Source organism: Scandinavium sp. NPDC088450 (genome assembly GCF_044900545.1).
Taxonomy (GTDB): Bacteria; Pseudomonadota; Gammaproteobacteria; order Enterobacterales; family Enterobacteriaceae; genus Scandinavium.
In genome coordinates, this window is the sequence record NZ_JBJDNI010000021.1 from 24,453 (window position 1) to 38,115 (window position 13,663).

Sequence of the window (13,663 nt, forward strand, 5' to 3'; positions counted from 1 at the left end):
TCCTAACCACACTTCGGTGTGGTTATTTTGCCCCTTCGGAGAAGAGTCGTGCAGCGACCCATAATTATTCTGCTTTGCCTGCTGCTTCAGGCCTGTTCTGCCAGCACGGAAGGGCTGGGGAAATCTCTCTGGCACAGTCTTTTTGGCACCCCGGGCGTGCAGTTAACCGCCGATGATATCCAGAACATGCCGTACGCCAGCCAGTACCTGCAGCTCAATAACGGCCCCCAGCTTTTTGTGGTACTCGCGTTTTCTGAAAATGGTCAGCAGAAATGGGTGACTCAGGATCAGGCGACCCTCGTCACCCAACATGCCCGCATGGTGAAAACGCTGCTCGGCGGTGACAACCTGCTGAGCGTCAGCAATATCGACAACGACCCGCTGGCGAAACCCAATCAACTCGTCGATGGCGCAAGCTGGACCCGCACGATGGGCTGGACCGAACACAAGCAAGTCCGTTACGCCACAGCTCGTTCTCAGTTCCACTGGGACGGCACGGACACGCTAAAACTGGCGAATGACACCACCGCTGTACGCGTATTGGTGGAGAAAGTCAGTACCGATCAGGCGAGCTGGGAAAACCGGTTCTGGGTCGACAGCGACGGTCAGATTCGTCAGTCCGAACAGTACCTCGGGGCTGGCTTCTTCCCGGTCAAAATGACTCTGATTAAGGCGGCAAAGCAATGAAATCACCCCTCTTTGCTGCGTTGATGGCGCTCTTTGTTGCGCCTCTGGCTCTGGCGGCAGGCACGGTTGACGTTTATATCGATGGCGCAAAAGACCCTAAAACCCTGACGGATGCCGCGCATCTGGCGGATTTAGTCGCCCAGCCGAGGCTGGCAAAAAGCTGGTGGCCCGGTGCTGTCATTGCTGAAAAGCAGGCCAGTGCTGTAGCCCAACAGCAGAAGCAAACCCTGATGGCAGAGCTGGCGACATTAGCGGCGGATGAAAGTGGCGATGACGCTGCGGCCATTGCTTCGCTGCGCCAACAGCTTCAGGCGGTCAACGTCACGGGCCGACAGTTTGTGAATCTCGATCCGGATCGCGTTCGACTTGGGCGGCGCGCCAACCCGCCACTCGAAGGGCACTACAGCCTGTGGGTTGGGCAGCAACCGAGCACAGTCCACATTTTTGGCCTGATCAGTCGTCCAGGAAAAGTGGCGTTCACGCCGGGTAAAGATGTGGCGAGCTATCTCGATGATATGAGCCTGTTAAGCGGCGCTGACCGCAGCTACGCCTGGGTTATCTACCCGGATGGACGCCGCGAAAAAGCGCCTGTCGCTTACTGGAACAAACGCCATATTGAGCCAATGCCAGGCAGCACCATTTTTGTCGGTTTCGCCGACTCACTTTGGACGAAGAAGTTCGACGACCTTAACGCTGAGCTTCTTCGCGCCCTTGCACAGCGGATCCCGGAACAATGAAAAAAAGCCATCTCTTCAGCCTGCTGGCGCTGAGTATCAGCGCGGCCTGCCATGCAGAAACGTATCCGGCACCGATAGGTCCTTCTCAGTCTGATTTCGGCGGAGTGGGCCTGCTGCAAACGCCCACCGCGCGCATGGCGCGTGAAGGGGAACTCAGCCTCAACTATCGCGATAACGATCAGTACCGCTACTACTCCGCCTCGGTGCAGTTGTTCCCGTGGCTGGAAACCACGTTGCGCTATACCGACGTGCGTACCAAACAGTACAGCAGCGTCGAGTCGTTTTCCGGCGATCAGACCTACAAAGACAAAGCGTTCGACCTGAAACTGCGTCTGTGGGAAGAAAGTTACTGGTTGCCGCAGGTGTCCGTCGGTGCGCGTGATATCGGCGGGACAGGCTTGTTCGATGCCGAATATGTGGTGGCGAACAAAGCCTGGGGCCCGTTTGATTTCAGCCTCGGCCTTGGCTGGGGCTATCTCGGCACCAGCGGCAACGTCAAAAACCCGTTTTGCAGCTATGACGATAAGTTCTGTTATCGCAACAACAGTTATCGCCAGGCCGGATCGATGGACAGCAGCCAGATGTTCCACGGCCCGGCGTCGATTTTCGGTGGGGTGGAATATCAAACCCCCTGGCAGCCGCTGCGCCTTAAACTGGAGTACGAAGGCAACGACTACAGCGAAGACTTTGCCGGAAAGCTCGAACAGAAGAGCAAGTTTAACGTCGGCGCCATTTACCGCGTGGCTGACTGGGCCGACGTAAACCTGAGCTACGAGCGCGGTAATACCTTCATGTTTGGCTTCACGGTGCGCACCAACTTCAACGATCTGCGTCCGTCATACAATGATAACGCCCGTCCGAAATACCAGCCGGAGCCGCAGGATGCCATTTTGCAACACTCGGTAGTGGCGAATCAGCTGACCTTGCTGAAGTACAATGCAGGCTTTGCCGACCCGAAAATTCAGGTCAAAGGTGACACGCTGTATGTCACAGGCGAGCAGGTGAAATACCGCGATTCCCGTGAAGGCATCGAGCGTGCGAACCGTATTATCGCCAACGATCTGCCAGACGGCGTACGCACCATTCGCATCACGGAAAACCGTCTTAATATGCCGCAGGTCACCACCGAAACGGACGTGGCGAGCCTTCAGCATCATCTGGAAGGCGAACCGTTGGGGCATGAAACGCAGTTGGTACAAAAACGCGAAGCTCCTGTGGTGCCGGATAAAACGGAGCAGGGCTGGTACATCGATAAATCGTCGTTTGATTTCCACATCGATCCGGTGCTGAGCCAGTCCATCGGCGGGCCAGAAAGTTTCTACATGTACCAGCTTGGCGTAATGGCCACCGCCGACTGGTGGGTGACCGATCACCTGCTGACCACCGGTAGCCTGTTTGGCAACATCGCCAATAACTACGACAAGTTCAACTACACCAACCCGCCGAACGATTCGACGCTGCCACGCGTGCGTACTCACGTGCGTGATTACGTCGAAAATGATGTCTACGTGAATAACCTGCAGGCCAACTATCTCCAGTATCTGGGCAACGATTTTTACGGTCAGGTGTACGGCGGTTATCTCGAAACCATGTACGGCGGCGTGGGCGCGGAAGTGCTGTGGCGCCCTGTGGACAGCAACTGGGCGTTTGGTGTGGATGCCAACTACGTGAAACAGCGTGACTGGCGCAGCTCAATGGACATGATGAAGTTCACCGATTACAGCGCAAAAGTGGGCAATCTGGCGGCCTACTGGACGCCGCCGTTTGCTCAGGATGTGCTGATTAAAGCCAGCGTCGGCCAGTATCTGGCGGGCGATAAAGGCGGCACGCTGGAAGTGTCAAAACACTTCGACAGCGGCGTGGTAGTGGGCGCTTATGCAACGATCACCAACGTTTCGGCGCAGGAATATGGCGAGGGCGATTTCACCAAAGGCGTATATGTGTCGGTGCCGCTGGACTTGTTCTCGTCTGGCCCGACCCGCAGCCGCGCGGCGATTGGCTGGACGCCGCTCACGCGAGACGGCGGTCAGCAGCTTGGGCGTAAGTTCCAGCTGTATGATATGACCAGCGATCGCAGTGTGAATTTCCGCTAGCAGGGATTGCCGGGCGGCACGTTGTTTGCCCGGCCTACAAAAACCTTCGTAGGCCCGTGCAAGCGAAGCGCCGCCGGGCAGTGTTTTGCACAAAACATAAACAAAAAATATAGATCCCCGTCACAATTTTGCGTTATACAGGAAGCTCGCCACTGCGAAGGAGGTGCTGTATGACGTCGCTGACCCGTCCACGCGTTGAATTTATCTCCACCGTTTTGCAGACCGTGCTCAATCTGGGTTTGCTTAGCCTTGGCCTGATCCTGGTGGTTTTTCTTGGCAAAGAAACCGTCCATCTGGCCGATGTCCTGTTTGCACCGGAACAGACCAGCAAATATGAGCTGGTGGAAGGGCTGGTGGTTTACTTCCTGTATTTCGAATTTATCGCCCTGATTGTGAAGTACTTTCAGTCCGGATTTCACTTCCCGCTACGCTACTTTGTTTACATCGGGATCACCGCTATCGTGCGGCTGATCATCGTCGATCATAAATCCCCTCTGGATGTGCTGATCTACTCGGCGGCGATCTTGTTGCTGGTGGTTACGCTATGGCTGTGTAACTCGAAACGGCTAAGGCGTGAATAAAAAAAGGGCGCTCCGAAGAGCGCCAAACAACAGTCACAAGTTAGGGTCAAACATGAGGATAACGTGGCATTACAGTGGCATATAACGATGAAAACTTATCCTTTCACCCCGCCGGCGGTCAGGCCGTTTACCAGCCAGCGCTGAGCCAGCAGGAACACAACGGTGATAGGAATGGCGGAGAGCACAGCCGCCGCGGCAAAATCGCCCCACAGGTAGTTTTGCGGGTTGAGGTATTGCTGCATGCCGACCGCCAGGGTGTAGCTGTTCACATCACGCAGCAGCAGTGATGCGACCGGGACTTCGGTAATCGCGGCGATAAACGACAGAATAAAGACCACCGCCAGAATTGGCACGGAAAGCGGCAACAGCACCAGGCGGAAGGCCTGCCATGGGGTTGCGCCGTCCAGCGCGGCCGCTTCTTCCAGCGAGCCATCGATAGTTTCGAAGTAGCCCTTAATCGTCCACACGTGCAGTGCGATGCCGCCCATGTAGGCGAAGATAACGCCGCCGTGAGTGTTCAGGCCGATAAACGGCACGTACTGGCCGAGACGGTCGAACAAGGCATACAACGCAACCAGTGAGAGCACCGCCGGGAACATCTGGAAAATCAGCATGCTTTTCAGCAGGGTGGCTTTCCCCGGGAACTTCATACGGGCGAAGGCGTAAGCACAGGTGGTGGACAGCGCCACAATCCCTATCGCCGTGATACCCGCGATTTTGATTGAGTTCCACAGCCACAACAGCACCGGGAACGGTGGGGGAGTGACGCGGCCATCGGCGTGTTCCACGCTAAAGCCAAGCGCCAGTTTCCAGTGCTCCCAGGAAATCTGGTCCGGGATAAGGCTGCCGGTCGCGAAGTTCCCTTCACGCAGTGAGATAGCGATAACCATCAGCAGCGGGAACATGATCGCCGCGATAAACATCAGCAGTAAAAGGTGCGTGATAAAGAGGCGCAGCTTCTGGGATTTCGGTTGTACCATTGCCATTTTTGATGCCCTCCTTAGTCAAATTTCATGCGTGTGGCTTTCAGGTTGATAATCGCAAGCAGCCCTACCAACAGGAAGATCAGCGTGGCAATTGCCGCCGCCAGGCCAAAGTCCTGACCGCCGCCGCCTTCAAAGGCGATGCGGTAGGTGTAGCTCACCAGCAAGTCGGTGTAGCCCGCAGGCGTGGTGGTGCCCAGACGGTCTGGCCCGCCGTTGGTCAACAGTTGAATCAGCACGAAGTTGTTAAAGTTGAACGCGAAGCTGGCAATCATCAGCGGGGTTAGCGGCTTGATCAGCAGCGGCAGCGTAATCTTGAAGAAGTTCTGGAACGGGCCGGCACCGTCCATTGCCGACGCTTCATACAGGTCATCCGGAATCGCTTTCAGCAGCCCCATGCAGAGGATCATCATGTACGGATAGCCGAGCCAGGTGTTGACGATGATGATCATCGAACGGGCGGTGGTCGGGTCACTGAACCACGCTGGCTTAATGCCAAACAGCGCGCTCAGCATCATGTTGATCTCACCAAAGCTCTGGTTGAACAACCCTTTGAAAATCAGAATCGAGATGAACGACGGCACGGCGTAGGGCAGGATCAGCAGCACGCGGTAAATCGCTTTGCCTTTCAGGGATTCCCACTGAACGACGCACGCTAACACCATGCCGACTGCTACGGTCAGTAGAACGGTCAGCACAGAGAAGACCACCGTCCAGACGAAAATGGCGAAGAACGGTTTCTGAATCCCTTCGTCGGTGAAGACGCGAGTGAAGTTGTCCCAGCCGATGCTGACGGTGTAACCCGGGCTGAGTTTCTCGTCACCCCAGTTGCCGTCGGCATTGACCGACTGATAGAAACCGATTTGATTGTCAGGACGGTATTTCACGCCGCTTTGGTTGTTGGTCAGCTCGCCGTTTTCCCCGGCGGTGTACAGCGGACGCGTGCCCGAGAACTGACGCAGTGAGCTCATGATCACCTTGCTGTCATCCGGCAGAATGGCCGTCAGCTGGTTCAGCGCCTGGCGATTTTGGGTGATAACGCGCAGGTTGCCGCGTTCGCCTTCTGGCAGGGCATCGGCTTCTTTCAGCGTGATTTTTTGCTCGCCGCCCAGTTTGAACGCGTCGGAGACATAGTTTTTACCGCTGTCGCCATCATTTAGCGCCAGCTTCCACTCCTCACCCGCCGGATATAACCCGAAGTTATAGGCTTTGCCCGCCTGATAAGAGCGGTCCATCAGTACCTGCTGCGCACGTTCCTGAGTCAGCTGGTTAGTGCTGCTGTAGTTGGTGAAGGCGATAGCGATGGTACAGATAAGCGGGAATAACACGAACAAGCCCATCCCGGCCATACCCGGATAGACGTAGCGCCACGCGTAGGCTTTACGATTGGCGAAAATATACAGGCCAACTGAGCTTAAAATCAGCGTCATGATGGCAAACAGGTACTCCCCCTGGGCGTACATCAAAACAACAAGATAGCCAACCAGCAGGCCCAGCAGTCCAATCACGGACCACTTCAGCGTATCGCTCTGCCACCAGTGACTCTTTTTAACGGCATCCATGGGGTTCTTCCTCTACAACGGTGGAAACTTACTGTCAGGTGGCGCTTCGCTAACCTGACCTACGGGGCAAACCGTAGAAGTAGGGCGGGTCAGCAAAGCGCCACCCGCCACAGTGCTTACTTAGTAATACGACCCTGAGCATCCTTCAGCGCAGCATCAACAGTCTGACGACCGCTTGCAGCGTTGATCACAGCTGTGCGCGTTGCATACCAGAACGCAGCCATTTGTGGGATGTTAGGCATGATTTCGCCGGTTTTGGCGTTTGCCATGGTGGCGGCGATGCGTGGATCTTTCTCCAGTTGCTCCTGGTAAGTTTTCAGCGCTACAGCACCCAGCGGTTTGTCTTTGTTCACTTCCGCCAGACCTTCGTTGGTCAGCAGGTAGTTTTCGAGGAACTCTTTCGCCAGCTCTTTGTTCGGGCTGGCGGCGTTGATGCCCGCGCTCAGCACACCAACGAACGGTTTAGACGCTTTGCCTTTGAACGTTGGCAGCTGGGTCACGCCGTAGTTGATTTTGCTCTTGTCGATGTTGGACCACGCCCAAGGACCGTTGATGGTCATTGCGGTTTCACCTTTGTTGAAAGCGGCTTCTGCGATGGAGTAGTCGGTATCGGCATTCATGTGTTTGTTTTTAATCAGGTCAACCAGGAAGGTCAGGCCCGCTTTCGCGCCAGCGTTGTCCACGCCCACGTCTTTCACGTCGTATTTGCCGTTTTCAAACTTGAATGCGTAACCGCCATCGGCAGCAATCAGCGGCCAGGTGAAGTACGGTTCTTGCAGGTTGAACATCAGCGCAGATTTGCCTTTCGCCTTCAGCGCTTTATCCAGAGCCGGGATCTCTTCCCAGGTTTTCGGCGGGTTTGGCACCAGGTCTTTGTTATAGATGAGCGACAGGGCTTCAACAGCGATTGGATAAGCGATCAGCTTGCCGTTGTAACGCACCGCATCCCAGGTGAACGGATAGAGTTTGTCCTGGAACGCTTTGTCGGGAGTGACTTCAGCCAGCAGGCCGGACTGCGCGTAGCCACCAAAGCGGTCGTGTGCCCAGAAGATAATGTCCGGGCCATCACCGGTCGCGGCAACCTGCGGGTATTTCTCTTCCAGTTTATCCGGATGCTCTACGGTCACTTTAATGCCGGTGTCTTTCTCGAATTTCTTACCGACTTCTGCGAGGCCGTTATAGCCTTTGTCGCCGTTGATCCAGATAACCAGCTTGCCTTCTTCAATCTTGGCGAAGGCAGAGGCGGAAAACATCATCGTGGTCAGTGCCGACAGCGCGAGGATGCGTGCGCCAGTTTTGATTTTCATATATCCCGTCCTTTTTGGTGATGTGCTCGTGGATACGCCTGGTGGCTTTTACTCGGTTGAGTTTCCTTTCTTAGCAACCTCTTTCCATCCTCCCCGACCCTACGCCCCACCCCCGGTTTGTGTGATCTCTGTTACATAAAATTAAGTTATGCGTCCTGGCGCACACAAAATGACGCTGATTTTTGCCGTGTTCATCACGATTTTAGCCAGGCCCCGCCAGATGCGGGGGCAGACTAGCCCTCCTCATCCTCCCGCCTCCTCCCCCACAAAAAAGCCAGGGGGTGGAGGATTCACGAAAGTTATTGGTAGCCCATAGTCGGCGCAGAACGAATATTTCATTTAGTGACGGGTTGTAACGAAGGGAGAAGGGGATGGCGAGCGTACAGCTGCGAAATGTAACGAAAGCCTGGGGTGACGTGGTGGTGTCAAAAGACATCAATCTCGACATCCAGGAGGGAGAGTTCGTGGTGTTTGTCGGGCCATCAGGTTGCGGCAAATCCACGCTGTTGCGCATGATTGCCGGGCTGGAAACCATCACCACTGGTGAGTTGTTGATTGGTGATAAACGTATGAATGACACGCCGCCCGCGGAACGCGGAATCGGCATGGTCTTCCAGTCTTATGCGTTGTATCCCCACCTCTCCGTCGCCGAAAACATGTCCTTCGGTCTCAAGCTCGCGGGCGCGAAAAAAGACGTTATCAACCAGAAAGTCACTCAGGTTTCCGAAGTGCTGCAGCTGGCTCACCTGTTGGATCGTAAGCCAAAAGCGCTCTCCGGCGGGCAGCGTCAGCGCGTGGCGATTGGCCGTACGCTGGTGGCCGAGCCTCGCGTGTTCCTGCTGGATGAACCGCTTTCCAACCTTGATGCCGCGCTGCGTGTACAGATGCGTATTGAGATTTCCCGTCTGCATAAACGCCTTGGCCGCACGATGATTTACGTCACCCACGATCAGGTCGAAGCGATGACGCTGGCCGACAAAATTGTGGTGCTGGATGCCGGGCGCGTGGCGCAGGTCGGCAAACCGCTGGAACTGTATCACTACCCGGCAGACCGCTTCGTTGCGGGCTTTATCGGCTCGCCGAAGATGAACTTCCTGCCGGTGAAAGTCACCGCCACCGCCATTGAGCAGGTGCAGGTAGAACTCCCTAACCGTCAGCAAGTGTGGCTGCCGGTGGAAAGTACGGGCGTGCAGGTGGGCGCCAACATGTCGTTAGGTATTCGTCCTGAACATCTTCTGCCAAGCGACATCGCTGATGTCACGCTCGAAGGTGACGTTCAGGTCGTCGAGCAACTCGGTCACGAAACGCAAATTCATATCCAGATCCCCGCCATCCGTCAAAACCTGGTTTACCGCCAGAACGACGTGGTGTTGGTAGAAGAGGGAGCCAGATTCGCTATCGGTCTGCCGCCAGAGCGTTGCCATCTGTTCCGTGAGGATGGCACCGCATGTCGTCGGCTGCACAAAGAACCGGGCGTTTAAATCCCATAACAAAAGAAAGCAATGGTCTCAGGAGATAGAATGATGATTACTCTGCGCAAACTTCCACTGGCGATCGCCGTGACTGCGGGCATTTTGTCTGCGCACGCGGGCGCCGTAGATTTTAAAGGTTACGCCCGTTCGGGTATCGGCTGGACCGGTAGCGGCGGCGCGCAACAGTGTTTCCAGGCCACTGGTGCACAAAGTAAATATCGTCTCGGTAACGAATGTGAAACTTACGCCGAGCTGAAGCTGGGTCAGGAAGTGTGGAAAGAAGGCGACAAGAGCTTCTACTTCGACACTAACGTTGCCTACTCCGTAGCACAGCAGAACGACTGGGAAGCGACTGACCCAGCGTTCCGTGAAGCGAACGTGCAGGGTAAAAACCTGATCGAATGGCTGCCAGGTTCCACCATGTGGGCCGGTAAGCGCTTCTACCAGCGTCATGACGTTCACATGATCGACTTCTACTACTGGGATATCTCCGGCCCGGGTGCAGGTCTGGAAAACGTCGATCTCGGCTTCGGTAAACTCTCCATGGCGGTGACCCGCTCGACTGAAGCAGGCGGTTCTTCTACCTTCGCCAGCAACCAGGTTCGTGACTACACCACCGCCACCGCGAACGACGTGTTCGACGTGCGTTTGGCGCAGATGGAAATCAACCCAGGCGGTACGCTGGAACTGGGTGTTGACTACGGTCACACCAACGTAAACGACGATTACTACCTGCAGCCACAGGCTTCGAAAGATGGCTGGATGTTCACCGCTGAACACACCCAGAGCATGCTGAAAGGCTTTAACAAGTTCGTGGTTCAGTACGCCACTGACTCCATGACTTCTCAGGGTAAAGGCCTGTCTCAGGGCGCGGGCATCGGTCTTGGCAATGACGATACCGATGGCAAACTGTATGCCTACGGCATCAACAACAACGGCCACCTGCTGCGTATCCTCGACCACGGTGCAATCTCCCTGGGCGACAGCTGGGACCTGATGTACGTCGGTATGTACCAGGATATCAACTGGGATAACAACAACGGCACCAAGTGGTACACCGTGGGTGTTCGTCCAATGTACAAATGGACGCCAATCATGAGTACCTTACTGGAAGTGGGCTACGACAACGTCAAATCCCAGAACACCGGCGACACCAACAACCAGTACAAAATTACCCTGGCACAGCAATGGCAGGCGGGCGACAGCATCTGGTCCCGTCCGGCAATCCGTGTCTTCGCGACCTACGCCAAGTGGGATGAGAAATGGGGTTATGACACCGGTGGTAGCCCGATTTCTACCAGCGGCAACTTCAACTCTAACTTCGGTATGCAGACCGCTGGCCTGGGCCGCGGCGATAGCGACGAGTGGAGCTTCGGTGCCCAGATGGAAATCTGGTGGTAATTCGCAGTTAAGTTAACCCACTGTTATGCCACATAAAGAGGGGCGAAAGCCCCTCTGTTTTAGACTCAGCGCGCTATTGCCTGGCTACCGCTGAGCCCTGTCTTTGAGGTAATAAAAAATGAAAATGAAGAAAAGTTTTGTTGCCCTCTGCCTCTCCGCTGGCCTGCTGGCAAGCGTTCCGGCAGTCAGTTTTGCTGATGTGAATTTTGTGCCGCAGAACACTACCGCGGCGCCTGCTATCCCGGCTTCTGCGCTGCAGCAGTTGACCTGGACGCCGGTTGACCAATCGAAAACCCAAAACACGTCCCTTGCCACGGGTGGCCAGCAGCTGAATGTGCCGGGGATTTCCGGTCCGGTTGCGGCTTACAGCGTGCCAGCAAATATTGGTGAGCTGAATATCACCCTGACCAGCGAAGTGAACAAACAAACCAGCGTCTTTGCACCGAACGTGCTGATTCTGGATCAGAACATGACGCCATCGGCGTTCTTCCCAAGCAACTATTTTACCTATCAGGAACCCGGTGTGATGAGCGCCGATCGCCTGGAAGGGGTGATGCGCCTGACGCCAGCGCTGGGCCAGCAGAAAATTTATGTGCTGGTGTTCACCACGCCGCAGGATTTGCAGCAGACCACCAAACTGGTTGACCCGGCAAAAGCCTATGCCAAAGGCACCGGTAACGCCGTGCCGGATATTCCGGACCCGATTGCTCGCCACGTCACCGATGGCACGCTCAAACTGCAAGTGAAAACCTCGTCAGCCTCCAGCGTTCTGGTTGGCCCACTGTTCGGTTCTTCCGGCCCTGGTCCTGTCACCGTGGGTAACACGGCAGCACCGGTTTACAGTGCACCTGCGGCTGCCCCAGTAGCGGCGACGGCTATTGCAGCACCAGCGGCAGCCGCTTCTTCTGCTCCGGCAGCGAAGAGCGAACCGGTACTGAACGACACGGAAAGTTACTTCAACAACGCCATCAAACAGGCGGTGAAAGAAGGCAATATTGATAAGGCCCTCAAATTGTTGAACGAAGCCGAGCGCCTCGGTTCAACGTCTGCACGTTCCACCTTTATCAGCAGTGTAAAAGGCAAGGGGTAAACATCTCCCCACAATGCTGATGTTTAGGCCCTGGCCATTCGGTGCGTCCTCGCGGGCGCACCGTTTTTTCTGACGCAATGGCACGTGTTGCATCGCTGTTGCGCAGAAGATCGTATATTCATGTTTCTTCCTCCCGTTCGCCGTTTTCTACGATACAATGCCGATAAGTTTTGTATCGGAGAGTCAGGCATGTCACACCCTGCGCTGGCGCAACTGCGCGCGCTACGCTATTTCGCCACCCTTCCGGAACTCGACGCACAGCTTCGCGACTGGCTGCTGCTGGAAGATTCCATGACCAAACGTTTTGAACAGCAAGGCAAAAGCGTGACGGTAACGCTTATCCGCGAAGCGTTTGTCGGGCAGGATGAGGTGGCCGAGGAGTTGTCACTCCTGCCTGCGGAATCGCGCTACTGGCTGCGAGAAATCTTGCTCTGTGCTGACGGCGAACCCTGGCTTGTCGGGCGCACCGTCGTGCCGGAATCCACCCTGAGCGGCCCTGAGCTGCAATTACAGCAGCTGGGTAATACGCCGTTGGGGCGCTATCTGTTTACATCGTCGACGTTAACCCGCGATTTTATCGAGATTGGTAAGGATGCAGAGCTGTGGGGACGCCGTTCCCGTCTCCGGCTGAGTGGAAAACCGCTGCTGCTGACTGAGCTGTTTTTACCTGCATCACCGCTGTACTGAGAGGAAAAGAAGAATGGAGAGGAGTCTGACGCAGAATAAGCTGCTGGCTTATCACCGCCTGATGCGTACCGACAAACCGATTGGCGCGCTGCTGTTGCTGTGGCCAACGTTGTGGGCGCTGTGGGTTGCCACGCCCGGTGTGCCACCGCTGTGGATACTGGCGGTTTTTGTCGCAGGTGTCTGGCTGATGCGCGCGGCAGGGTGCGTGGTGAATGACTACGCCGATCGTAAATTCGATGGTCATGTGAAGCGCACTGCGCATCGCCCACTGCCAAGCGGCGATGTCAGCGAAAAAGAAGCGCGTGGGCTGTTTGTGGTGTTGGTTCTGCTTTCCTTCCTGCTGGTGTTGACGCTCAACAAAATGACCATCCTGCTTTCCGTCGCCGGGCTGGCGCTGGCGTGGGTCTATCCGTTTATGAAGCGCTACACCCATCTGCCGCAGGTGGTGTTAGGCGCGGCGTTTGGCTGGTCGATTCCGATGGCCTATGCCGCCGTCAGTGAAACACTGCCGCTGAGCTGCTGGCTGATGTTCCTCGCCAATATCTGCTGGGCGGTGGCGTATGACACGCAGTATGCGATGGTCGACCGTGACGATGACCTGAAGATTGGCGTGAAATCCACAGCGATCCTGTTCGGCAAACAAGACAAACTGATTATCGGCATTTTGCAGGTAGCGGTGCTGGCGCTGATGGCGGCAGTAGGCTGGATGAGCGGGCTGAACTGGGAGTTTTACTGGTCGATTTTTGTCGCCGGGGCACTGTTTGTTTATCAGCAGAAATTGATTAAAGACCGCGAGCGCGATGCCTGCTTTAAGGCGTTTATGAACAACAACTACGTTGGGCTGGTGCTGTTTATTGGCCTGGCGATGAGTTATTTGGTTTAACGCTAATCTGAGATGCCTGTCTGAGGATCTTGTAGGCCGGGTAAGGCGAAGCCGCCACCCGGCAATTCATATTGAAGGCATGTGCGGTCTGATGCCCTCTCCCCCGACCCCTCTCCCACGGGGCGAGGGGCGCAAACACTAAAAAAACCTCTCCGGGAGAGGTTTTTGCTGTTTACCTTG

General features: G+C 55.7%; 12 protein-coding genes. 9 read left to right on the forward strand and 3 right to left on the reverse strand.

From position 1 onward, the window contains the following. Positions 1 to 48: 48 nt before the first annotated feature. From ACI2I2_RS17245 to psiE, 4 genes are all read left to right on the forward strand, one after another. Positions 49 to 687 carry a YjbF family lipoprotein gene (locus tag ACI2I2_RS17245; protein ID WP_404658999.1) on the forward strand — a complete coding sequence of 213 codons (639 nt, stop codon included), beginning with the start codon at positions 49 to 51 and terminating at the stop codon, positions 685 to 687. Next, positions 684 to 1,424: a capsule biosynthesis GfcC D2 domain-containing protein gene (locus tag ACI2I2_RS17250; RefSeq protein WP_404659000.1), complete on the forward strand. Its 741-nt coding sequence runs from the start codon at positions 684 to 686 to the stop codon at positions 1,422 to 1,424. The genes ACI2I2_RS17245 and ACI2I2_RS17250 overlap by 4 nt, the downstream gene beginning before the upstream one ends. Then, the gene (locus ACI2I2_RS17255; RefSeq protein ID WP_404659001.1) at positions 1,421 to 3,517 is read left to right on the forward strand and encodes a YjbH domain-containing protein; all 2,097 of its coding nucleotides are present in this window, start codon (positions 1,421 to 1,423) and stop codon (positions 3,515 to 3,517) included. Before ACI2I2_RS17250 ends, ACI2I2_RS17255 begins: the two co-directional genes overlap by 4 nt. A 170-nt stretch (positions 3,518 to 3,687) precedes the next feature. After that, positions 3,688 to 4,098 (forward strand): phosphate-starvation-inducible protein PsiE, encoded by a 411-nt coding sequence (psiE, locus tag ACI2I2_RS17260; RefSeq protein WP_330986181.1) that lies wholly within the window; start codon positions 3,688 to 3,690, stop codon positions 4,096 to 4,098. 95 nt (positions 4,099 to 4,193) lie between these two features. Here psiE and malG read toward each other — a convergent pair whose 3' ends face one another. From malG to malE, 3 genes are all read right to left on the reverse strand, one after another. Beyond that, positions 4,194 to 5,084 (reverse strand): maltose ABC transporter permease MalG, encoded by an 891-nt coding sequence (malG, locus tag ACI2I2_RS17265; RefSeq protein WP_404659002.1) that lies wholly within the window; start codon positions 5,082 to 5,084, stop codon positions 4,194 to 4,196. A 14-nt stretch (positions 5,085 to 5,098) separates the two neighbouring features. Continuing rightward, the gene (gene malF, locus ACI2I2_RS17270; RefSeq protein ID WP_404659003.1) at positions 5,099 to 6,643 is read right to left on the reverse strand and encodes a maltose ABC transporter permease MalF; all 1,545 of its coding nucleotides are present in this window, start codon (positions 6,641 to 6,643) and stop codon (positions 5,099 to 5,101) included. A gap of 116 nt (positions 6,644 to 6,759) precedes the next feature. Beyond that, positions 6,760 to 7,950, reverse strand: coding sequence for a maltose/maltodextrin ABC transporter substrate-binding protein MalE (gene malE, locus ACI2I2_RS17275; protein WP_404659004.1), 1,191 nt, complete (start codon positions 7,948 to 7,950; stop codon positions 6,760 to 6,762). A 371-nt stretch (positions 7,951 to 8,321) separates the two neighbouring features. On the opposite strand from malE, the gene malK reads away from it, so the two are divergent. The 5 genes from malK (at position 8,322) to ubiA (ending at position 13,483) form a co-directional block, all read left to right on the forward strand. Next, positions 8,322 to 9,431, forward strand: a complete 1,110-nt coding sequence (gene malK / locus ACI2I2_RS17280) for a maltose/maltodextrin ABC transporter ATP-binding protein MalK (RefSeq protein WP_404659005.1) — start codon at positions 8,322 to 8,324, stop codon at positions 9,429 to 9,431. Between the two features lie 39 nt (positions 9,432 to 9,470). Continuing rightward, entirely contained in the window at positions 9,471 to 10,823 is a 1,353-nt protein-coding gene (locus tag ACI2I2_RS17285; protein WP_330986186.1) for a maltoporin, read from the forward strand. Between the two features lie 118 nt (positions 10,824 to 10,941). After that, positions 10,942 to 11,913, forward strand: a complete 972-nt coding sequence (gene malM, locus ACI2I2_RS17290; protein WP_404659006.1) for a maltose operon protein MalM — start codon at positions 10,942 to 10,944, stop codon at positions 11,911 to 11,913. 189 nt (positions 11,914 to 12,102) lie between these two features. Then, entirely contained in the window at positions 12,103 to 12,600 is a 498-nt protein-coding gene (gene ubiC / locus ACI2I2_RS17295) for a chorismate lyase (protein ID WP_330986188.1), read from the forward strand. Between the two features lie 13 nt (positions 12,601 to 12,613). After that, positions 12,614 to 13,483, forward strand: a complete 870-nt coding sequence (ubiA, locus tag ACI2I2_RS17300) for a 4-hydroxybenzoate octaprenyltransferase (protein ID WP_404659007.1) — start codon at positions 12,614 to 12,616, stop codon at positions 13,481 to 13,483. The last annotated feature ends 180 nt before the right edge of the window (positions 13,484 to 13,663 follow it).

Coding starts and splice junctions, on each gene's coding strand:
- ubiC (WP_330986188.1), top strand. CDS start 12,103: ATGTCACACCCTGCGCTGGCGCAACTGCGCGCGCTACGCTATTTCGCC.
- malF (WP_404659003.1), bottom strand. CDS start 6,643: ATGGATGCCGTTAAAAAGAGTCACTGGTGGCAGAGCGATACGCTGAAG.
- malK (WP_404659005.1), top strand. CDS start 8,322: ATGGCGAGCGTACAGCTGCGAAATGTAACGAAAGCCTGGGGTGACGTG.
- ubiA (WP_404659007.1), top strand. CDS start 12,614: ATGGAGAGGAGTCTGACGCAGAATAAGCTGCTGGCTTATCACCGCCTG.
- psiE (WP_330986181.1), top strand. CDS start 3,688: ATGACGTCGCTGACCCGTCCACGCGTTGAATTTATCTCCACCGTTTTG.
- ACI2I2_RS17255 (WP_404659001.1), top strand. CDS start 1,421: ATGAAAAAAAGCCATCTCTTCAGCCTGCTGGCGCTGAGTATCAGCGCG.
- malM (WP_404659006.1), top strand. CDS start 10,942: ATGAAAATGAAGAAAAGTTTTGTTGCCCTCTGCCTCTCCGCTGGCCTG.
- ACI2I2_RS17285 (WP_330986186.1), top strand. CDS start 9,471: ATGATGATTACTCTGCGCAAACTTCCACTGGCGATCGCCGTGACTGCG.
- malG (WP_404659002.1), bottom strand. CDS start 5,084: ATGGCAATGGTACAACCGAAATCCCAGAAGCTGCGCCTCTTTATCACG.
- ACI2I2_RS17250 (WP_404659000.1), top strand. CDS start 684: ATGAAATCACCCCTCTTTGCTGCGTTGATGGCGCTCTTTGTTGCGCCT.
- malE (WP_404659004.1), bottom strand. CDS start 7,950: ATGAAAATCAAAACTGGCGCACGCATCCTCGCGCTGTCGGCACTGACC.